The sequence below is a fragment of the Gillisella vitis genome, from assembly GCF_021559775.1.
Lineage (GTDB): Bacteria > Pseudomonadota > Alphaproteobacteria > Rhizobiales > Rhizobiaceae > Allorhizobium > Allorhizobium ampelinum.
Genome location: NZ_CP056048.1, coordinates 240,022 through 261,059 on the forward strand (window position 1 = coordinate 240,022; position 21,038 = coordinate 261,059).

17 protein-coding genes are annotated in these 21,038 nt (G+C 57.9%); 9 read left to right on the forward strand and 8 right to left on the reverse strand.

Features of this window, described 5'->3' with window-relative positions; all coding sequences use genetic code 11:
• Positions 1–48: 48 nt before the first annotated feature.
• Genes AVCG78_RS18315 through AVCG78_RS18325 form a run of 3 tightly spaced genes read right to left on the reverse strand, consistent with a single transcriptional unit; the run spans position 49 to position 1,503 of the window.
• On the reverse strand, positions 49–498 hold the full coding sequence (locus tag AVCG78_RS18315) for a periplasmic heavy metal sensor (RefSeq protein ID WP_071206894.1): 450 nt from the start codon (positions 496–498) through the stop codon (positions 49–51).
• The gene (locus tag AVCG78_RS18320; protein WP_071206893.1) at positions 495–932 is read right to left on the reverse strand and encodes a hypothetical protein; all 438 of its coding nucleotides are present in this window, start codon (positions 930–932) and stop codon (positions 495–497) included. Before AVCG78_RS18320 ends, AVCG78_RS18315 begins: the two co-directional genes overlap by 4 nt.
• Positions 925–1,503: an RNA polymerase sigma factor gene (locus AVCG78_RS18325; protein WP_071206892.1), complete on the reverse strand. Its 579-nt coding sequence runs from the start codon at positions 1,501–1,503 to the stop codon at positions 925–927. The genes AVCG78_RS18320 and AVCG78_RS18325 overlap by 8 nt, the downstream gene beginning before the upstream one ends.
• Positions 1,504–1,586: 83 nt before the next feature.
• On the opposite strand from AVCG78_RS18325, the gene AVCG78_RS18330 reads away from it, so the two are divergent.
• Positions 1,587–1,814: a hypothetical protein gene (locus AVCG78_RS18330; protein ID WP_156582596.1), complete on the forward strand. Its 228-nt coding sequence runs from the start codon at positions 1,587–1,589 to the stop codon at positions 1,812–1,814.
• On the opposite strand, the gene AVCG78_RS18335 is transcribed toward AVCG78_RS18330, so the two are convergent.
• Positions 1,801–2,103, reverse strand: coding sequence for a zinc ribbon domain-containing protein YjdM (locus AVCG78_RS18335; protein WP_041698808.1), 303 nt, complete (start codon positions 2,101–2,103; stop codon positions 1,801–1,803). The two genes, AVCG78_RS18330 and AVCG78_RS18335, sit on opposite strands and share 14 nt — an antisense overlap.
• A gap of 335 nt (positions 2,104–2,438) precedes the next feature.
• Between AVCG78_RS18335 and AVCG78_RS18340 the strand changes: the two genes are divergently transcribed.
• Positions 2,439–4,868 carry a glucose/quinate/shikimate family membrane-bound PQQ-dependent dehydrogenase gene (locus tag AVCG78_RS18340; protein ID WP_071206890.1) on the forward strand — a complete coding sequence of 810 codons (2,430 nt, stop codon included), beginning with the start codon at positions 2,439–2,441 and terminating at the stop codon, positions 4,866–4,868.
• 109 nt (positions 4,869–4,977) lie between these two features.
• Here the strand turns inward: AVCG78_RS18340 and AVCG78_RS18345 are convergent, their stop codons facing one another.
• Positions 4,978–6,120 (reverse strand): ROK family transcriptional regulator, encoded by a 1,143-nt coding sequence (locus AVCG78_RS18345; RefSeq protein WP_071206889.1) that lies wholly within the window; start codon positions 6,118–6,120, stop codon positions 4,978–4,980.
• A 96-nt stretch (positions 6,121–6,216) separates the two neighbouring features.
• Here AVCG78_RS18345 and AVCG78_RS18350 point away from each other — a divergent pair, with 96 nt between their 5' ends.
• The 6 genes from AVCG78_RS18350 to AVCG78_RS18375 all read left to right on the forward strand — a co-directional run bounded on the left by AVCG78_RS18350 (position 6,217) and on the right by AVCG78_RS18375 (position 13,041).
• Complete coding sequence (locus AVCG78_RS18350; protein ID WP_071206888.1) at positions 6,217–7,590, forward strand: ABC transporter substrate-binding protein; 1,374 nt, start codon at positions 6,217–6,219, stop codon at positions 7,588–7,590.
• Between the two features lie 69 nt (positions 7,591–7,659).
• A complete protein-coding gene (locus tag AVCG78_RS18355; RefSeq protein WP_071206887.1) occupies positions 7,660–8,571 on the forward strand; it encodes a carbohydrate ABC transporter permease in 912 nt (303 codons plus the stop codon).
• Positions 8,571–9,635 carry a carbohydrate ABC transporter permease gene (locus AVCG78_RS18360; RefSeq protein WP_071206886.1) on the forward strand — a complete coding sequence of 355 codons (1,065 nt, stop codon included), beginning with the start codon at positions 8,571–8,573 and terminating at the stop codon, positions 9,633–9,635. The genes AVCG78_RS18355 and AVCG78_RS18360 overlap by 1 nt, the downstream gene beginning before the upstream one ends.
• A 5-nt stretch (positions 9,636–9,640) precedes the next feature.
• Complete coding sequence (locus AVCG78_RS18365) at positions 9,641–10,753, forward strand: ABC transporter ATP-binding protein (RefSeq protein ID WP_071206885.1); 1,113 nt, start codon at positions 9,641–9,643, stop codon at positions 10,751–10,753.
• A gap of 12 nt (positions 10,754–10,765) precedes the next feature.
• Positions 10,766–11,488 (forward strand): glycerophosphodiester phosphodiesterase, encoded by a 723-nt coding sequence (gene ugpQ / locus AVCG78_RS18370; protein WP_071206884.1) that lies wholly within the window; start codon positions 10,766–10,768, stop codon positions 11,486–11,488.
• On the forward strand, positions 11,488–13,041 hold the full coding sequence (locus tag AVCG78_RS18375) for a metallophosphoesterase family protein (RefSeq protein WP_081355271.1): 1,554 nt from the start codon (positions 11,488–11,490) through the stop codon (positions 13,039–13,041). The genes ugpQ and AVCG78_RS18375 overlap by 1 nt, the downstream gene beginning before the upstream one ends.
• Positions 13,042–13,099: 58 nt before the next feature.
• Here the strand turns inward: AVCG78_RS18375 and AVCG78_RS18380 are convergent, their stop codons facing one another.
• The 3 genes from AVCG78_RS18380 to AVCG78_RS18390 are packed head-to-tail and all read right to left on the reverse strand — an operon-like array spanning position 13,100 to position 14,659.
• A complete protein-coding gene (locus AVCG78_RS18380; protein ID WP_071206883.1) occupies positions 13,100–13,648 on the reverse strand; it encodes a GNAT family N-acetyltransferase in 549 nt (182 codons plus the stop codon).
• A 28-nt stretch (positions 13,649–13,676) separates the two neighbouring features.
• Entirely contained in the window at positions 13,677–13,988 is a 312-nt protein-coding gene (locus AVCG78_RS18385) for a DUF6916 family protein (protein WP_071206882.1), read from the reverse strand.
• The gene (locus AVCG78_RS18390) at positions 13,985–14,659 is read right to left on the reverse strand and encodes a phage tail protein (protein WP_012653655.1); all 675 of its coding nucleotides are present in this window, start codon (positions 14,657–14,659) and stop codon (positions 13,985–13,987) included. Before AVCG78_RS18390 ends, AVCG78_RS18385 begins: the two co-directional genes overlap by 4 nt.
• Before the next feature lie 837 nt (positions 14,660–15,496).
• On the opposite strand from AVCG78_RS18390, the gene AVCG78_RS18395 reads away from it, so the two are divergent.
• The gene (locus tag AVCG78_RS18395) at positions 15,497–20,695 is read left to right on the forward strand and encodes a putative Ig domain-containing protein (protein ID WP_174089735.1); all 5,199 of its coding nucleotides are present in this window, start codon (positions 15,497–15,499) and stop codon (positions 20,693–20,695) included.
• Positions 20,696–21,038: the final 343 nt, after the last annotated feature.

A 21,038-nucleotide genomic window follows, 5' to 3' on the forward strand; every position in this document is an offset into this window, starting at 1 on the left:
GCCTTTCAACGTCGCTATAGGTTCAAATCCGTCGCTTTTGAAATATGATCATTTCGTGGCAGGCCGGGGTGCCTCCCGCTGGATCAATCCATCCGCCAGACGGCGTCGTTCATCGACCGAAAGGCTGGCTACAAAATCGATGGCCTTCTGCTCGGTGGCGGCCCGCACCGCATATTCGGCATTGCGGGCGCGTTTCAGCGCATCGGCCAGCGCCACGCCGTCGAGATCCGGCTTGCCCATCAGGGCGGCTGCCTCGACACGCGCTTGGCGCGCTTCAAGTCCGGTGGAGCGCACATCACGGCGCGCATCGTTCAGGGCTTTCTGAAACTCACCGCGCAATTTTGACGGAAGCTGCTCGCCCGCCAGCGGCAGACGCGAAGGCGGGATCGTTGCCGTGTCATAGAGATAGAAAAACCCCGCCCCGGCCAGGGCGCAGATCAGGAAGGTGTTGAGCACCAGAAGGCCGATGGCCAGCCGCTTGAAACCGTGTTCCGTCATCGTATCTCCTGGGCAATCTCGCCTTCGGTCATGATATTGCCAAACGCCGTCGCGGTATCGGTCATCGGGATCTGGGTGGGCGGTGCAACTATTGCAACCGCCAGCGCACCGGTCAGGCCACCCGCAAGGCCGACGCCGAGAAGCCCCGCGCCAACCAGCCAGCGATGCAGCCTGCGGCGCAGTGTGACGCGCTTGTCAGCCGATTGCAGGATGCGGCCCGTCAGGGCAGCGGACGGAGACGGTGGGGCTGACAGGGCGAGAAACGCATCCAGGCGGGACGCCTCCTCCACCATGGCGCGACCGGCATCGGTTGCGGCAAAAATCTCAGCCGCCCCGCGCCGGTCTTCGGGCCAGCGCTTGCGGTCGCCACCATAGGCTTCGACAAGCGCGCGAAACCGCTCCGCATCCATGCCTTGCTTGCTGTCGTCACTCATTCCCATCTCCGTTCATCCCGTCGCTGGTCAGGCCGTCTGCGGTCAACATCTTCTGCAAAGACCGTCGTCCACGCGCCAAAAGGCTTTCCAGCGCATCGACGCTGATCTGCATCACACTGGCCGCCTCCAGGTTCGACATGTCCTGGTAGTAAACCAGAACGATTGCTTCCCGTTGCCGGGGCGCGAGCGCCTGCAAGGCCTCGGTAACCCGCTGGCTATCTGCTTCATGTCCCGTCAATCCGGCATCCGGCAGAGGCGCTTCGTCCATCCGATCCGGCGGCTCGGCCATCAGCACGTCACGCCGCTTGCGCAGCCGGTCGTAACAAAGGTTGATCGCCACGCGGTGCGCCCAAGTATCGAAGCGGGCACGGCCTTGTCGCCAACTTCCCGCATGTTTCCAGATGCGCAGAAAGGTTTCCTGCGCCACATCCTCCGCCTCCGCCGGGTCGGCGAGCATGCGATTGGCAAGCGCCAGAAAACGCGGCAGCTTGCGCCCCACCATGGTCCGCATCGCGGCCTGATCGCCCGCCGCAACTTGCCTGACCAGTTCTTCATCGGGATCGTCGGTCATGTCCTCTTCACCGCAACCCATCCACCGCAACCCCTGCAGCTCTGCGGACACGGTTGCTCTGTTTTGCCTCATTGGAGGTCAAAATGCGCAAGGACCTGGGAAGCATCAAGGTGAGGTGGATCAAATTTTCTCCCGAAGATGAGATAGGACAGCTCAATCGATGGATCTTCAACGCGGGAGAAACGCAATTCCGTCGCTCATTCAGGCATTTTTTTGGCGAATATCCGGCGCTTGGCCCGGCGTCCAGGGCTGCTGCCCCGGAAATGCAGGCCGGGTTTTCACCCGGCCCGCCGATCATCAACGCTTCTTGACGAATTCCGTCCGCAGCACCAGTCCCTTGATCGCGTCGTGACGGCAATCGATCTCTTCCGGGTTATCCGTGAGGCGGATCGACTTGATGACCGTGCCCTGTTTCAGCGTCTGGCCAGCGCCCTTGACCTTCAGATCCTTGATGAGGGTGACGGAATCGCCATCCTGCAAGATGTTGCCGGACGCATCACGGACCTCCGATGCCTGAGCGGCAGCGGCTGCCACTTCGGAGGCGGGGCGCCATTCGCCGGTCGCTTCATCATAAATATAATCGTCGTTATCGCCAGCCACGGACCCTGCTCCTGAAGTGAATGTTATCTGATCTTCGTCGCTTACAGGAGCAAGGCCCGGTGTTGCAACGAGAACATCCGTTAATTCGAACATGAGGAACGGTTTCGTCCGCTATAGCGATGACTTTTCCATGCGAGTTTGTTGTCTCTTGTCAAAAAGGCGCGGACGAAGGATAAGCGGGACAGGCAGACATGCCTCCGGCGAACCCTGTGACGGGAGGGCAGTGTACCCGGAAATCCAACCATAGAAGGCGTTCGGGCTCGTGTCGATCTGGCGAAACCTCATGCGATCCGTTGACTGTCGATCCGACCAACCTTTCAAGGAGCTAAAATACGATGGTTCAACAAAAAGGCGCCCTCTCGGCGGTTGCCAAACTCTGGCTGATCCTGCTGGGTACGGTGCTCGTTCTCGCCGGTTTATGTCTTGCCATCGGTGGCTACCGACTGATCACACTCGGCGGTAGCTGGTATTTCATCATCACCGGTATTGCCGTGGTCCTGTCCGGCCTGCTGGTTTTGATGCGGCGCCCTCTCGGCGCAGTTTTGTTCGTCATCGTCACGCTGTTGACCGCCGTCTGGGCGATCTGGGATGCCGGTCTCGATTTCTGGCCGCTGATCTCGCGCCTGCTGGCCTTCGGCATCGGCTCCACCGTGGTGCTGCTGTCGCTGCCGCTTCTGCGCAAGGCGCGCGGCCTGGCACCCGGCTACGCCGGTTCACTCACGCTTGCGGCAGTTCTGGCCTTGGCGTCCGCAGGCGGTGTGGCCGGCATGTTCATGCCCCATCCTTCTGTGCCGTTTACCGGCACTCCGATTGCCCGTGTGCCGGTCGATCCGGCAAGCGAACAGAAGAACTGGGAACATTACGGCAATACATCAGGCGGTAGCCGCTTTGCCGCGCTGGACCAGATCAATGTCGATAATGTCAAAGCTCTGACGGTCGCCTGGACCTATCATACCGGCGATACCCCGATCAGCCCCGGCAACAACGGCGCGGAAGATCAGGAAACTCCGTTGCAGGTCGGCGAAAAGCTGTTTCTCTGCACCCCCCATAACAACGTCATCGCCGTCGATATCGATAGCGGCAAGCAGTTGTGGAAGGCCGAGATCAACGCCAAGTCGTCGGTGTGGATGCGGTGCCGCGGTCTTGCCTATTTCGACGCGACCCGTCCGCTGGATCAGCCAACGGTTCCCGGCTCGACGCCGGTCTCTGCGGTGACTGTTGCACCGGGTGCGCTTTGCGAACGCCGCATCCTGATGAACACGATCCAGGCTCAGTTGATCGCACTCGATGCGGATACCGGCGCGTTTTGCCCTGATTTCGGCACCAATGGCCGCGTCGATCTGAAGATTGGCATGGGCGATGCGCCCGATCCGCAATACGTGCTGACATCGGCACCCACGCTTGCCGGAACCACTGTCGTGGTCGGTGGCCGTATTGCTGACAACGTCCAGGTCGATATGCCAGGCGGTGTCATGCGCGGTTTCGATGCCGTCACCGGTGAATTGCGCTGGGCGTTTGATCCCGGCAATCCTGAGATCACCAAGCTGCCGCCTGCGGGCCAGACCTATACGCGCTCGACTCCGAATGTCTGGGCGGCGATGTCCTATGATCCGGCCTCCAATACGGTGTTCATGCCGGTTGGTAGCCCTTCGGTGGATCTTTACGGCACGACCCGGACACCGCTCGATCACAAATATGGTGCCTCCATGCTGGCACTCGATGCCACCACGGGCCGTGAAAAATGGGTCTACCAGACCGTTCACAACGACCTCTGGGATTTCGACGTGCCGATGCAGCCGTCCTTTATCGACTTTCCGAAGGCGGATGGCACCAAGGTTCCAGCCCTGGTTTTCGGCACCAAGGCCGGTCAGCTTTACGTTCTCGACCGGCAAACCGGCCAGCCGCTGACGGAGGTCAAGGAGATCCCGGTCAAGCCGGCCAATATTCCCAACGAGCCTTACTCTCTCACCCAGCCGCTATCGGTTGGCATGCCGCAGATCGGTACCGGCCCCTTCACCGAGTCCGACATGTGGGGTGCAACACCCTTTGACCAGCTGATGTGCCGTATTGCCTTCAAATCCATGCGCTATGAAGGCCTCTATACGGCTCCCGGCACAGATACCTCGCTGGCATTCCCCGGCTCGCTCGGTGGGATGAACTGGGGTGGTCTTTCCACTGATCCGGTTCATAACCTGATTTTCGTCAATGACATGCGCGTCGGTCTTTGGGTGAAGATGCAGGAAGCGGCACCCACGACCAAGACGTCGAATGGCGGCGAAAGCGTCAATACCGGCATGGGCCTCGTGCCGATGAAGGGAACGCCCTATGCGGTTCTCAAGGATCGCTTCCTGTCTGCCGCAGGCATTCCCTGCCAGAAGCCGCCGTTCGGTACGCTGACAGCGGTGGATATGAAAACCCAGAAGATCGTCTGGCAGGTGCCGGTTGGTACCGTCATGGATCAGGGACCGCTTGGCATCAAGATGGGCTTGCCCATTCCGATCGGCATGCCGACCCTCGGTGGCACGCTTGCCACGCAGGGTGGTCTCGTTTTCATTGCTGGCACTCAGGACTATTATCTGCGTGCCTATAGTGCTGCGACTGGTGAAGAAGTCTGGAAAGCCCGGTTGCCGGTCGGCAGCCAGGGTGGTCCGATGACCTTCAAATCGCCCAAGACCGGCAAGCAATATGTGGTGATCTCGGCAGGCGGCGCGCGCCAGTCGACCGATCGTGGCGACTACGTCATCGCTTACACCTTGCCGAACTGAAAATAATCCAATGACAGCAATCCGCCCGGAGGCAGCTCCGGGCGGTTTTTATTCTCCCATCGCCTTGGGCCTCGATGCCTTCTGGGCTCTCTCCAAATTTGGAAAGAGATCAGAGACCCGGATTGCCCGGCACGCTATGAAGGATCATCGCTGCGGCACCAAACGCGACGGCATCGACCGCTGAGATTTGCGGGATGAGGATATCAGGTTGAATGACCCGTGCTCCATCGAACGGATTCGATGTTGAGAAATCAAGCCATGGTGCTAGTTTTTCCCTTACCAGTCTGGGCAGTGTTCCACCGATATATAGTGCCGATGGCGCAAGAACGGCTGTCACCATAAAGGCGAGCGTGGCTAATTCCGGCCCGGCTCTCCTCAGCCACGCATCAAGAACTGTCGGGTTTGCTTGCAGATATGCTGTCCATTGGTCGCAAGACCGGCCTTTCGGGATGTTTCCCTGATGCTCTTTGCACCAGGCTGCCAAGTCGTCAAAAGAGGGGCGCGATAATCCGCGCGCACGAAGCGCGCCCACTTCGCCAGCATTTCCAAGATTGCCGCGATAAAGTTCCTTGCCAATGATGATGCCGCTGCCAATGCCCTCGGACAGGTAAAGATAGGCAAAATTATCGTGTCCGCTGGCATTGCCCAAGGCAAGCTCGCCCATGGCCGCAGCATTGGCATCGTTTTCAATCATCACCGGACAGTCAAGTGTCTCGCGCAGGGTCGAGGCCAGATCCGAGCCTGCCCAGGAAACGACTTCCTCCGCGAGATCGAGGAAGGCAGTGCCGTGACGGAAACGGGTTGGCATGGCCACAGCGGCGCCGATCAGCAGGCCTTCATCAATGCCGTTTGATGTCAGCAAGTCGGTTTTGAGCGATTTGATCGCCGTCTGAATGTCGGAAAATCTGTCGTAAGGCCCTTCAAGCTGCTGTTCGCCAATCCGGTTGCCGCAAAAATCGAGCAGCGTCACTGTCAGCGAATAGCTGTTGGCATGCACCCCAAGCGCATATCCGATGTTTCCGGCGAGCATGAGGTCGATGTGAGGCGCGCCACGCTGGCTTTGCCGTCTGGCTCCCTGGATAACGATGCCGCGCGCGATCAAGTCACGGGTCATCATGCTGACGGCAGCCTGGGTCACGCCGCACAATTCCGCGAGTTCTGCACGCGACGCAATGCCGTTTCGCCGCAAGTGTTTCAGCACCGCCGCTTGCGTGGTGCCGATGCCGTGCAAAGGCCGTTCTCTTGTCAGCACCGGATTCGGTCCCTCTCCATCACTGATCCGGCGATGTCATAAATCAGTTACTTAAGCAAGTTAATTAAATAATCCTCACCAACTGGATCAATAGCCATGACCAAATGCCTCGCCCTTCTCGCCACCGTGGCGATTTCTGCGTTTGCCACCGGATGGGCGCATGCAGAAGACATCAAGATCAAGCTTTCGACGCTGGCCGATAAGACCGCTCCGGCGCGCATCACCAATATCGAAGCCGCCGCAGACATCATGAACAAGCAGTTCAAGGCGGCGGGTGTCGATAAACATATTGTCATCGAAGCCAATAACAGCACCGTCAAAGGCTGGGACGACCTCGCCCTCGATACGCTGAAGGCATTTGCAGTCGGTCAGGGGCCGGACATCTATGTCGTGCCGCATGAATGGATCAGCAAATTCGCCGAGGATGGCGATGCACTGCCGATGGACGAGCGGATCGCCGCTGCCCCATGGGTCTATGGCGACATCCTGCCGGTGCTGTGGAAGGCCGCCAAGGGTAATGATGGCAAGATTTACGGCATACCGCAGGATGCCGAGATCCGTATGTTCTTCTATAACAAGGACATGCTGCGCAAGATCGGCAAGGATGAGGCCTTTATCGAAGGCTTGCCCGCCAAGGTCGAAGCAGGCGAATTCACGCTCGATGATCTGACGGCGCTGTCCAAGGAAGTGGTCGATGCCAAGGCTGCTCAATACGGCATGTTGCATCGCCCCAATGTCGGCATCGATTATCTGATGGTCTTCCAGTCCTATGGCGTCAAATTCCTGGATGAGAAAACCGGCAAGCTGGTGTTTCCGAAAGCGGAAATGACAAAGGCTCTCGGCTGGTACGAGCGCAATGCCAAGCAAGGTGTTACCCCTGTCGATAACACAGCAATGAGCTGGGATGCGATCCAGGGCGCCTTCAAGCAGGAAAAGGCATTCATCTTCCATCAAGGCGTCTGGGCGGTTGCCTGGCAGCTTGGCGAGATGAACGGTGCCACCTGGCCGACGGATCGCGACGGCTATTTCCACAAAATCGGCTGGATTCCGGCTCCGGCTGCAGAAAAGGGCGGCAAGCCCGCCAATCTTTCCCATCCGCTGCTTTATACCGTCAATGCCAAGAGCAAGAATGCTGACATTGCCGCTGATCTCGTAGCACTTGCGACATTGCCGTATTTCAACAACCAGCACGCGGTCACATCCTACCATACCGCAATCAGCAACGCCCAGACGGCAATGCCGAAATACAAGGACAATTGGGTTCTGTCGGCGGCATCGCCGATGATGGCTCATGCCGGGTTCGTGCCGAACCACACCCAGTTCGGCAGCTACAACAAGATTCTGTTCAGCGGCTTGCAGGCCGTGGAAACCGGAAAAATGAAGGCGGCCGATGCCGTTGAGTTCATTGCCGACGAACTTGAAACGCAATTCGGCTCGGACGTTGAAATCCGCGATACCGCCAGCAACTAAGCTTGGCCCTGCTGCGTGCCGCCCGTTTCTTGGTCGGGCGGCACCCTTCATTCTCATTGGTAGTCCATAATGTCCCAATTCCAGCTTCGAGCGCATCGACCGGCCCGGCCAATTCTTTACCTCGCGCCGGCAATCGCGCTGCTTGCCGTGTTTTTTCTGGCGCCGATCCTGGTCAATGCGGTGATCGCCTTTACGGATATGGGGTCGAACCTGCGAGTCGGCCATTTCACATTGCAGAACTTCGAGCGGATCGTCCAGCGTGATGCGCGGATCCCTATGGTGCTGCTGACAACGCTGATCTACGTCACGGCGACACTCTTCATCTTCAATGTCGGCCTTGGCGCGCTCTTGGCGATGACCTCGACCGCGATCCCCGATCGGCTGGGTAATTTCTTCCGCGGGCTGTGGCTTTTGCCGCGCATGAGCCCGGCTGTGCTCTACGGGATCTTGTGGATTTGGATCGCCGATCCGACGCCCTTGGGGCTGCTCAACCAGGTGACGGGCGCATTCGGCCTGCCGCCGGTCAACCTGCGCAATGATTTTCCGCTGCTGCTGGTCATACTGGCGAACGGCGTTGTTGGGGCTTCTTTTGCGATGGTCATCCTGACCTCCTCGATCCGCTCGATCCCTTCACATCTCGCCCATGCGGCAAGGGTCGATGGTGCCAGCGAGTGGGGCGTTTTGCGTCATGTCGTGGTGCCAGCGCTCTCGCAACCGATCCGCTTCATCACCATCTACCAGGCACTTTCCCTGATGACGACCTATGAATATATCCTGCTGATCACCGGCGGCGGCCCGCTCTACGATTCCACCCCCTACGCGCTCTACATTTATCGGCGCGCGTTCGAAAGCGGCGCCTATGCCTATGGTGCGGCGCTGGCACTCGGCCTGATGGTCATCGGCATTGCCGTGACCTTGGTGCAATGGCGTGTCTCCAACATGCGCTCCACCTTTGCCGCTCCAAAGATTGAGGTGTTGTGATGTCGATGCTCCAGGCCGATACCGTTCCGTTAACCGATTGGACCCGCCTCGAACGCCGGGGCATTGTCAATCGTGCTGGCTTCCTGTCCGCGCTTATCCTCTTCCTGACGATTGTCTCTATTCCCATTCTCCTGCCTTATCTCTGGCTGTTGGTGAAATCGCTCACCTCGTCCGATGGCGCTGTTAGCCGGCTGGTTCTTTGGCACAGTACGGCCATCGCCGGGGTCGGTTATCTCGGTGCAATCGGATTGGCGTTGTTGGCAGATCGGCTGCGTAGGCCCGCCGTCAGCTGGGCTGTGCTTGCCATGGTGATCGTCATTCTGTCGGCTATTTTCCTCGTCCCGCATCTGAGTTTCGACAATTACCGCTTTCTGTGGAACCCTGACATTGCCAAAATCGGCACCAATCGCATGGACCTGATGCCATCGATCTGGTCGGCGCTTGGCACGTCGCTGGTGTTTGCGATTTCCCAGACGGCAATTGTTACACTCGTTGCCACCCCAGCCGCCTATGCGCTGTCGCGGTTTGCTTTCGCGGGCCGTGAAAACATTCTGCGCGGTCTGCTTCTGCTGCACGCCTTTCCGGCACTGGCGCTCACGGTCGCGATCTTCATCCAGCTTTACTATATGGGCCTGCTCAACAATTTGGTGGGCGTCGTGCTGGTGTTGAGTGCGCTGGAACTGCCGTTTGCGATCTTCGTCCTCAAAGGGTTTTTCGACGGCGTGCCATGGGACATCGAGATGAGCGCCGTGACGGATGGGGCAACGCGCTTCCAGGCCTTTCGCATGGTGATCCTGCCACAGATCCGCAGTGGTCTGATTGCGGTTGCCACATTTACCTTTCTGCGTGGCTGGGAGGAATATGTCTTCGTCCAGACGCTGTTGATCGAAAAGAACCAGATGACGATGAGCCTCTACCTGTTCTTCGTCGCGCAGGACCATATGGGGGCGGATTACGGCATGATTGCTGCCGTCGGCATCATCTATCTTCTGCCTGTCCTGGTCCTCTACATTTTCACGCAGAAGTACATCACGCAAATGAGCTTCGGCGGGATCAAAGGATAACCGACATGGCCAAGATCACTCTCGACAACATCACCAAAAGCTGGGGCGAGACCCAGGTCCTGAAGCCGATGAGCCTGACGATCGAGGATGGCGAACTCGTCGCCATTCTCGGGCCGTCTGGCTGCGGAAAATCGACCACGCTGTTTCTGCTCGCCGGTCTCTATGCGCCGACGTCTGGACAGATCGGTTTCGACGGACACAATGTCAACCGCGTCGACGCGCGCGACCGCAATGTCGGCATCGTCTTTCAGTCCTACGCGCTCTATCCGAACCTGACGGTGCGCGACAATATCGCCTTTCCGCTTCGCTTCAAAACCATGCGCAAGGACGAGATTGCCAGACGTGTCGAAGAGGCGGCCAACCTGGTGCAGATCAGCGCGCTGCTTGACCGCCGCCCCTCACAGCTTTCCGGCGGTCAGCAGCAGCGTGTCGCCTTGGCGCGGGCGCTGGTGAAGGAGCCGAATATCCTTTTGCTGGATGAGCCGCTTTCCAATCTTGACGCCACCCTGCGCATCACCATGCGGGCCGAGTTGAAAAGCATACAGAAGCGGCTCGGTTTCACCACGCTGATCGTCACCCATGACCAGATCGAGGCGATCACCATGGCCGACCGGATCATCTGCATGAACAATGGCGAGATCGCCCAGGTTGGTACGCCGGATGATCTCTATCGCCGCCCGAGCAATCTGTTCGTGGCAGGCTTTATCGGTACGCCGCCGATGAACCTTCTCAAGGGACATGCCACGGGGTTCAAATTGCGTATCGGCGAGACATCCGTCGCCCTGACTGGAGAGCGTGAGGGAGAGGTGACGCTCGGTCTGCGACCCGAAGACATCACCCTTGTTTCACACGCGGATGCACCGCTCAGCGGGGAGATTATCAGCGTGGAGCCGATGGGGCGCGAAGTGTTCTACATGATCGACACGCCCGCAGGCGTCATCCATGCGCTGGAATATGGCGAAGCCGTGCGCCATGCACCCGGTGCCAGGGTTGGCATTGTCTGTAAGCCGGAACACACGCTGTTGTTCGACGCCTCCGGCAACCGCATTGCTGATCTCCACGCCAAGCTTTTGCAGCATTCCGATAGGCTCGTGAAAACGTTAGAACCAGCAAACTGACAGGATTTTTCAATGACCAAGATCGTATCCCATCGCGGGGCCAACCAGTTTGCGCCGGAAAATACCTTCGCAGCTGCCGACCTCGCCCTTCAGCAGGGGGCAGACTACATCGAGCTTGATGTGCGCGAGAGCGCTGACGGTGTGCTCTACGTTTTCCATGACGAGACGCTGGACCGCACCACCAATGGCACCGGCCCCATCGGCCATGCGACATCGGAGGAAATCGATGCGCTGGACGCCGGAAGCTGGTTCTCTCCTGCATTCAAGGGCGCGGTCGTGCCTAGGCTTGATGCCTATCTCCATCACCTGCGTGGCCGCGCCGGTGTCTATATCGAGCTTAAATATTGCGACCCTGCCAAAGTGGTGGCCCTGGTGCGAAGCCTTGGCATGGTGGGCGATACATTCTATTTTTCGTTTTCCGAAGACATGCGCCGCGATCTGCAATTGATTGCGCCGGAATTCCGTAAGATGATGACGCTTGATATTGCCAAGTCGCCGTCTCTGGTCGGTGCCGTGCATCACGCTGCGATCATCGAGATGACTGTTGAACACATGCGGCGGCCAGGTTTGCTCGAAGCGTGCCGCAAAGCCGGGCTTGAGGTGATGATCTATTACGCAGGGGACGAGATGGCCATTCACCGCGAAATCGCCAAAGCCGGTGTCGATTACATCAATCTCGACCGTCCGGATCTGTTTAATGCTGCCCGGTGCGACCATGTGGAAGCCGCCGCCTGATGCAGATCGCAGTTGTCGCCGATGTCCATCTGCATGATCTGTACGGCGGGTATGGCATGGTGGAGGAGGGCGGTGGACTTGCCCTTCGCACGCTGGGGGACACCATGGCGTCCACCCGTGTGTTTAACGAGAGCCATGCCGCGTTTCGTGCCGTGCTGGACGATATCGTCCGGCGCGGCATTTGTGATGTCGTTCTTCTCGGCGATTATTCCGACGATGGCCAGATTGGCGCGGTTGCAGCCGTCAAACGGATTCTTTCCGACTACGAAGACAGACATGGCCTGCGGTTTTTCGCCACCTTCGGCAATCATGATTGTTACGGACCAGCGCCGCGTCATCTGGCCAAGCTGCTGACACAGGCCGATGGGCTGGAACCGCTGTTGGTAACAAGCGATGATCGTGCGCCTGCACCAGCAATTGTTTGTCCGGGGATGCGTGGCATGTCGATAGCTGAGGCCGTGGAAGCCATGGCACCCTACGGCGTCACGCGTCCCGAGACCATTCTCCATTGGGAGACGCCTCATGACGGTATGGAGCATGTCGCACCCCGCCATTTGCCAACCAGCGACGACCTGAACTGTGACGCCTCTTATCTTGTCGAGCCGCAGGAAGGGCTATGGCTTTTGATGCTGGACGCCAATGTGTTCCAAAAGACCGGTGAGGGCTGGAAGGTCAGGGCCGATGCTGCCTGGGATCATGTGCTGGCAGAACGCCCCTATCTGCTGGCCTGGATCAAGCAGGTGGCTGATCGCGCCAACCGTTTGGGCAAGACCTTGTTGGCCTTTTCTCACTACCCGGCCTTGCCTTTGGCATTGACAGGAGAAGGCAGCGATGTGCGGGCGGCGAGCACGCCAGACTGGTCGAAGCGCATGCCATCGCCGGAAACCAGCCGCCGCCTTGCATGCGCCGGGATTCGATGGCATTTCAGCGGCCACATGCATGTCGCCGGGCGGGTTGAACTGGATGGTCTCGTCAACATCGCCGTCCCTTCGCCCGTCGCCTATCCTGGAGGCTACGTTGTCGTCACTGCTAAAGCCAAGCAGATTGACATCGAGACCGTTCAGATGAACGTGGCCAAAGGTTTCGATATTGCGTTCCCCGCCTATCAAGTGCAGTCCGGCGGTACCAATCGCACCTGGTTTCCGAAACTGCTTTCCTGTGCGACCTATGCGGAGTTTCTGCGGGCCCATTTGCAAAATCTGATCGAAACGAAACATATTCCCGATGATTGGTCGCCTGAGCTTCTGGCATATCTCGACGTGACGATGGGGCATCTATTCTGTGAGGATAGCCGTTTGACGGGGCTTACGGTCGGATACTCGGACGTTATGTCCCAGCCGTTTCGGCAGATGGTCGAGGATTACTACCTGTTGCGGGCTGCCGGACGACATGCCTTGGGAGAGATTCCAGCAGAGAGGGTGGTGTTCTACCGTGATCTCGCCACGCACCTAAGATCACAAGATCGCGTAGGGATGGGAGTGTCGCGAGATGTTGCCAGGTTTTTGGAATTATTCGCCGCTTGCACAGATTTTGATGGTTGGCTGGATGATTGATTGGATCGTCAACAAGAAAAATCAGATCATGGCCGGTTCACTCTGAACTTGACCGACCTCAGCCGCCGAGGCCATTGCCTTCCGACATTTCCCTTCGATCGGGATGACCAGGAGGAAACCATGCCATGTGAATCATTGGCGGCTGGGCCTGGACGACCTGAAAACCGAGCCGCTGGTAAATCGGAAAACCGTTCGAACCGAAGACCGGCGTTGAAAGCGTCAACGGAATGTTGCCTTTTATGGCTGCCGCCTGCAATCCTCTGATGACATTGGAGCCTATTCCGCTACCTCGGGCTTGCTTTAAAACCTGCAACTCGGAAATCCGCCAATCTGCATATCCAAGGTCGATGATGGTGCGTCCGACTGAGGAACCAAGTCGCTCAATGATGAAGTCGAGATGATCGGGATAGACGCTTTCAGCGCCAGCCCGCATGGTCTTGAACTGCTGCTCATAGAGATCACGAATGAAATCGGGTTTCCCTTCCGCCCATGCGAGCCATGGGCGGGTTTCGATAAACAGTTTGAAAATCAGATCCTGATCACTCGCCCGGACAAGGCGCAAATTCAAACCGTTTCCAAATGCGAAAGAGCCGGTAAACCCATTCATATATGTCTCATCCAACTCAACGCGACCATCAATTGAATGCAACTTCCAAACGGATGACGTCGGGCTGCGGGCTGAGGATACGCTCAATATACGCAAGCCCGATCTTATCCAGACTGCGATGCTCGATAGCGTAGTCTCCGCTTTGAATGTCAGGAAACGCGTTGTGCTGGACGCAGAGAAAAAGGCTGAAGGCCGTTCGCGCTGCTCCCGGTGCGGTGCTGGCTGGATATTCGACAACCTTGGCCAACACCGCGTTGATCACTGTCTCCTGCGCGGTCAGTGTGAAATCGTCCCCGATATGGGGCGTGAATTTTGCTGCATCCAGAATGAGACCGGTCATGGACGAACCGGGTAGAGGCCTTGAACGCAGAAAATGAAATTGATCGCCAGGTAAGGAGGCTTGGCGTCGATAGCAGCACCGGTGCCAAATGGCTGCACCGTAACAGCTCCGCCTGTGATCGCATTGGTGGCAATGCTCTGAGCCGCCGTCGGCGCATTTCCGGAAATGGTAACGCTGCTACTATCGAGAGTGACTGGTGTCGTTGAAGCAGCGCCGTAGATCCTTGTGGCTGCCGTATTTCCACCAGCAAGGGCAGAGCCCGCCGTTGGCAACTGGGAAGTTCCCGCAGCTGGGCTTGCCTTCATGGTTGCAGTCTGCGTTCCTGTCTGCGCTGGTATATTCACCGTGGCATTGCCAGTGGGCGTAAAGACAGCCGCATGGGTATGGGCCGGAATTTGGGTTGAATTCAACGAAACGGTATCATTTCCGCCTTTGTTGCCGATCGCATAATTCGGGCTGGTGGGCGTACGTTGTCCATATCCGATGGGCATTTGACCGCGCAGGTCCGGCAGGTTGAAATAGGTTTGCTGGTCCCCGCCATAGAAATTTGAAACAAGTGAATAGACGGCATTGTATTGATTTATCGTTAGTTTTTGACCCCAGCACATGAGCCAGCCATCAGGTGCATAATTGAAGCCGACCGGCAAGATAGTCGCAAGAAACGCATCCATAATAATCCTCCACGGGGCTCGGGGCATTGCGAATCGACAACTGATTCGGGTTCATGAGGTCAGAACATATTTCTCAACCATAACTTAGTAAATTATATTGTTTCAATTTTTTGGGAAGGCCTGGCAGGGTAAATTTTAGATTTTTCATGATGCCTGCCTGTACTGATCGCTCTACCCAGGCGTTTAGAGCGAGGTGTTTTAGTCACAGTTGAAAGAAAACAATGGGTGACAGCGACGCTTTCCATCTGCGGATATTGTTATTCAACCATGGCTCGAATAATGCTCGAATGACGGGCGCCTTGTGGTGGGCGCTCGTTTCAAGGGCAGCGTATTTTCGGTCGGCAAAACGACACGATCGATTATCGATGCCTTGGGCGAGCAGGGGTTTAGAGAAGAATGCAATTCGGTAAATCGTTTCGTGTCGCGCATGTTCTGGCAGATACAAAGAAGTTGGCATGGACCCGGCTCAAGCGGTCGGCTGGTGCCGCCTTTCGGGCTTTCATTGGTGTCCTCACCATCCTGATTACCGGCTTGAGTTTTGCGACAACAGCCAATGCCGCACTTTCAGCGTCATGCAGCCAAGTCAATTCAGACTTCAGTTCGCCACGCTATCTCACCAACACCGACAACTTTTCCCCTGATTACCAAAATTTGACCGCTGGCGAGTATATCTCCTGGAGCTTTTCGACCACTGGAACAGCAGCTGGCGGCACCTCATCAGCAATTGTGATATACAGCGACAATTATAATAATCTTCTTGTTAATGAGAGTAATCTTGGTGGAAATATTAATAAATCTGGCAATTTTACAGCCAGCGCTTCGGTAGATAATCTACAGATGATCCTTGATGTCACTCAAGATAACTCGGCTAGCCCTTCCAATTATAACACACTCACATTCAGCGCTGCCTGTTACGCAAGCGCGCCGACGTCTCCCGGTGCCCCGACAATCGGAACGGCCACACCTGGCAACAGCCAGGCCACGGTGTCCTTCACTGCCCCGGCCAGCGATGGCGGTGCGGCGATCACCAGCTATACCGTGACGGCAAGTCCGGGTGGCGCGACGGCAACCGGCTCGGCTAGCCCGATCACCGTGACGGGCCTGACCAACGGTACGGCCTATACATTCACAGTCACCGCCACCAACAGTGTTGGAACCGGGACGGCTTCGGCAGCAACGAGCGCGGTCACGCCGACAGTGCCAACCTTTACCTTTTCCCCTGCCTCAGGCGCGTTGACTGCGGCAACTGTTGGAACAGCCTATAGCGAGACGGTCACTGCTTCGGGCGGAACGTCGCCCTATACCTATGCTGTTTCATCAGGAACACTTCCTGCTGGCATGAGCCTAAACACATCGACCGGAGAGATCTCCGGCACGCCGACGACCGCCGGAAGCGCTAGCTTCACCATCTCAGCCACGGATGCCAATAGCGCGACGAGCTCGGCAAGTTATTCCCTCGCCGTGGCCGCAGGCCTTCCTGGTGCGCCGACGATTGGATCGGCTACAGCTGGAAACAGCCAGGCCACCGTGTCCTTCACCGCTCCGGTCAGCAATGGCGGTGCGGCGATCACCATCTATACCGTGACGGCAAGTCCGGGTGGCGCGACGGCAACCGGCTCGGCAAGCCCGATCACCGTGACGGGTCTCGCCAATGGTACAGCCTATACCTTCACGGTCACCGCGACCAACAGCGTCGGAACCGGGACGGCTTCGGCAGCAACGAGCTCGGTCACCCCGACAGCGCCAACCTTTACCTTCTCCCCCGCCTCAGGCGCGTTGACAGCAGCAACTGTTGGTACGGCCTATAGCGAGACGGTCACGGTTTCGGGCGGAACGTCGCCCTATACCTATGCTGTTACATCAGGGACACTTCCTGTTGGAATGAGCCTCAACACATCGACCGGGGCGATTTCCGGCACCCCAACGACCGCTGCCAATACCAGCTTCACCATTACCGCTACCGATGCCAATAGCGCGACGGGATCGGCGAGCTATTCGCTTGCCGTGGCAGCAGACATTCCAGGCGCGCCGACGATTGGGACGGCATCCGCCGGTGATAGCCAGGCGACCGTTTCGTTTACCGCCCCGGCCAGCGATGGTGGCGCGTCCATTACAAGCTATACCGTGACGGCAAGCCCGGGTGGAGCGACGGGAACCGGATCGGCAAGCCCGATCACCGTGACTGGCCTCACCAATGGCACGGCCTATACGTTTACCGTCACCGCGACCAACAGTGCTGGAACCGGGACGGCTTCAACGGCATCGAATTCGGTCACGCCGGGAGCATCACTCCAGGCTCCCATTGCTAACGCGGTCAGCGACACGGTCAGTGCGAACTCGTCGAATAACCCGATCACACTGAACATGACCGGCGGTGCGGCCTCGTCCGTTGCCATTGCCACGCCCGCGTCGCATGGTACGGCCTCGGCCTCCGGCACGTCGATCACCTATACACCGACGGCTGGCTATTCCGGTTCCGACAGTTTTACCTACACCGCCACCAATGCCGCCGGAACATCCTCGCCAGCCACGGTGACAATAACGGTAACGGCCCCGGCGTTCACCCTGTCACCAGCCTCCGGCACTTTGACAGCGGCCACTGTTGGAACAGCCTATACTGAGACAGTCACGGCTTCGGGCGGAACATCGCCCTATACCTATGCTGTTACATCAGGGACGCTCCCTGCTGGAATGAGCCTCAACACATCGACCGGGGCGATTTCCGGCACACCGATGACCGCTGCCAATACCAGCTTTACCATCACCGCTACCGATGCCAATAGCGCGACGGGATCGGCGAGCTATTCGCTTGCCGTGGCAGCAGACGTTCCCGGCGCGCCGACAATTGGGACGGCGTCTGCCGGTGATAGCCAGGCGACCGTTTCGTTTACCGCCCCGGCCAGCGATGGTGGCGCGTCCATTACAAGCTATACCGTGACGGCAAGCCCGGGTGGAGCGACTGCAAGCGGATCGGCAAGCCCGATCACCGTGACTGGCCTCACCAATGGCACGGCCTATACGTTTACCGTGACCGCGACCAACAGTGCCGGAACCGGGACGGCCTCGGTTGCTTCGAACTCGGTCACCCCGTCTGCCGTTCTCCAGGCCCCGGTTGCCAACGCCGTCTCCGAAACAGTTGCGGCCAATTCGTCGGCCAACGTGATCACTCTCAACATGACCGGCGGCACGGCTTCGTCCGTTGCGGTCGCTTCAGTGGCATCGCATGGAACGGCCTCGGCCTCTGGCACGTCGATCACCTATACGCCCACAGCTGGCTATTCCGGTTCCGACAGTTTTACCTACACTGCCACCAATGCCACCGGAACATCCTCGCCAGCTACCGTGACCATAACGGTTACGGCGCCAACCTTGGTCCTCTCGCCCTCGGCTGGTACCCTTGCAGCAGGCACGGTGGGTGCTGCCTACAGCCAAACCGTCGCAGTATCCGGTGGCGCAGAGCCGTATGATTACGAATTCCTGTCGGGATCTTTGCCAGCTGGCCTGTCCATAACGTCAAGCGGTGGCGCCTCTGCCAGGATTCTTTCCGGCACGCCGTCGGCTGCCGGAACGAGTAACTTCACGGTTAAAGTTACCGATGCATATGGTGCAACGGTCACGGCCTCTTATTCCATCACCATCAATGCAGCAGCACCGATCGCCAACGCGCTGACGGCAACGGTGACGGCAAACTCTTCGGATAACGTTCTGGCCCCCTCCATTACCGGGGGTGCTGCGACGGCGGTCACCATTGCCTCCTCGCCAAGCCATGGGGCAGCAACGGTATCCGGCACCAATTTTATCTATACGCCGACGGCTGGCTATTCCGGCTCCGACAGTTTTACCTACACCGCCACCAATGCCACCGGAACATCCTCTCCGGCCACGGTGACCATCACCATCACAGCCCCGGCCTTCACCCTGTCACCAGCCTCCGGCACGTTGACAGCGGCCACTGTTGGAACAGCCTATACTGAGACAGTCACGGCTTCGGGCGGAACATCGCCCTATACCTATGCTGTTACCTCAGGGACGCTTCCTGCTGGCACGAGCCTCAACACATCGACCGGGGTGATTTCCGGCACACCAACGACCGCTGCCAATACTAGCTTCACCATCACCGCCACCGATGCCAACGGCGCCTCGGGATCGGCAAGCTATTCGCTTGCCGTCACGGAGCCATCGGTAACGCTGACTCTTTCTCCGTCGTCAGGGGCTCTCACCACAGCAACGGTGGGCACTGCCTATAGCCAGTCCGTCACGACAACGAGTGGTACCGCTCCTTATACCTACGCTGGAACCGGCCTGCCGGATGGTCTCGTCCTTGATACGAGTACCGGAGCTATCACCGGAGCACCGACGACGGCTGGAAGCTATGCTATCGCGGTGACGGTCACCGATAGCGCGTCACCTGCCAATCATGGCTCGGGCAACTATACGCTGACGGTGAACGCCGCCGCGTCCATCGCCTTCTCGCCAGCTGGCGGAGCGCTGAAAGAAGCTATGGCGGGCGAGGCTTATAGCCAGCAGATATCTGCAACAGGGGGAACAGGATCGCTGATCTACAGCCTTTCCTCTGGAAGCCTGCCGAAAGGCATTGTGCTGAATATCTCGACCGGTGCGCTCAATGGACCGCTCGATGCGGGTACGGAAGGCGATTATTCCTTTGCCATCCAGGCTCGTGACAGCAATGGTACGACTGGCACTGCAAGCTATACCGTCAAAGTGACCACGCGCGCGGTGACCGTGGCGGATCATGTGGTCGACGTTCCCGCAGGCGCCACGCCGAATAATGTCTATCTCAACAAAGACGCTACCGGAGGTCCGTTTACCGAGGCCGATATTGTCTCCGTCGAGCCACCCGAGGCAGGGACGGCAACCCTTATTCAAGGTGAGCTTGCAGCCGTCTCGTCAGCTTCTCCTGTCGGCTGGTATTTGAAATTCACTCCGAATCCGGCCTATTCGGGTCAGGCCCGTATCGCCTATCGCCTTGCAAGTTCGCTTGGAAATTCCAACACGGGCACCGTCATCTACAACATCAACTATAATGCAGAGCAAGTCGCGACGGATATCGACAACCTCGTACACAGCTTTGTTCAGACCCGTCAAAACATGATCTCCTCCGCGATCAAGGTGCCGGGTCTGATGGAACGAGGCCGGATGGCCAGGGCGACGACCCCTGTGACAACCAGGATGTCTCCGTCTACGCAAGGAATGACGTTCGGTTTTTCCACCAGTCTTGCACAGATGGAATCGGCCCGTGACAGTGCCGACGGCATTGCTGGCGGCTATTCCTCGCCATTCAATATCTGGATTGATGGTGCTGTTCTGGCTCATAACGACAAGGACACCAATGGCAGCAAGTGGGGCAGCTTTGCCATGATCAACATGGGGGCCGACTATCTGCTGACTGATAAGGCGTTGCTGGGCCTTTCGTTTCACTACGACCGGATGACGGACCCGACGGATGAAGATGCCATGTTGACCGGCAATGGTTGGCTGGCTGGCCCCTATACCTCTTTCGAAGTCACCAAAGGCGTGTTCTGGGATGCGAGCCTGCTGTATGGCGGGTCCTCAAACACCATCGATACCCAGTTCTGGGATGGCAATTTCGATACCCAGCGCTGGATGTTGGATACGTCCATCAAGGGAAAATGGTCTTTGGACGAAGCGACCGTGGTGACGCCGAAGCTAAGAGCGGTTTATTTTTCCGAAACCGTCGATGATTACGCCGTGAAAAACAGCTCGGGCGACACGATCGACCTTGATGGGTTTACCTCGGAGCAGTTCAGGGTGAGCCTCGGCGCTGAAATTGCCCGTTCCTTTACACTTGCTAGCGGCTCAACCATGACGCCAAAACTTGGTATCACCACCGGCTTTTCTGGCCTCGACGGGTCCGGTTTATTCGGATCGGTCACGGCTGGCGCGTCACTGCAAACCACTGAGGCTTGGGCGATTGAAGGCAGCCTTCTATTCAACATCGAAGGCGAGGGCGAAAAATCGGTCGGTGCGAAGGTTGGATTGTCGCGGAAATTTTGACGCTAGTCGGAGAGGCAGAATTGTGAGCTGAGCCTGGCTGCGGATGGTCAGCCTCGGTTCACTATATGCTCTCTGGTCTGTTTTGAAACAGCACCGGTTTGCCGGGTCAGGCATTAATTTACAGGCAGTAGAGAGCTGTTATTTGGCTGGCTCTGTGATCCTTAGAGATGACAGATGGGTGTCAGCACTTTTTACTAGAGCCTGTCAGGCTCAGATTGAACCAGCCAGACTTCTAGCCTCTCTTGTTTTCGCTTGTCTTTTCGGGAAAACCACATTCCACTTTCCTAAGGCAAACCCAAGGGAGTTGAGGTGAACTGACGGAGGTCAGCCATTCGCAGTAATG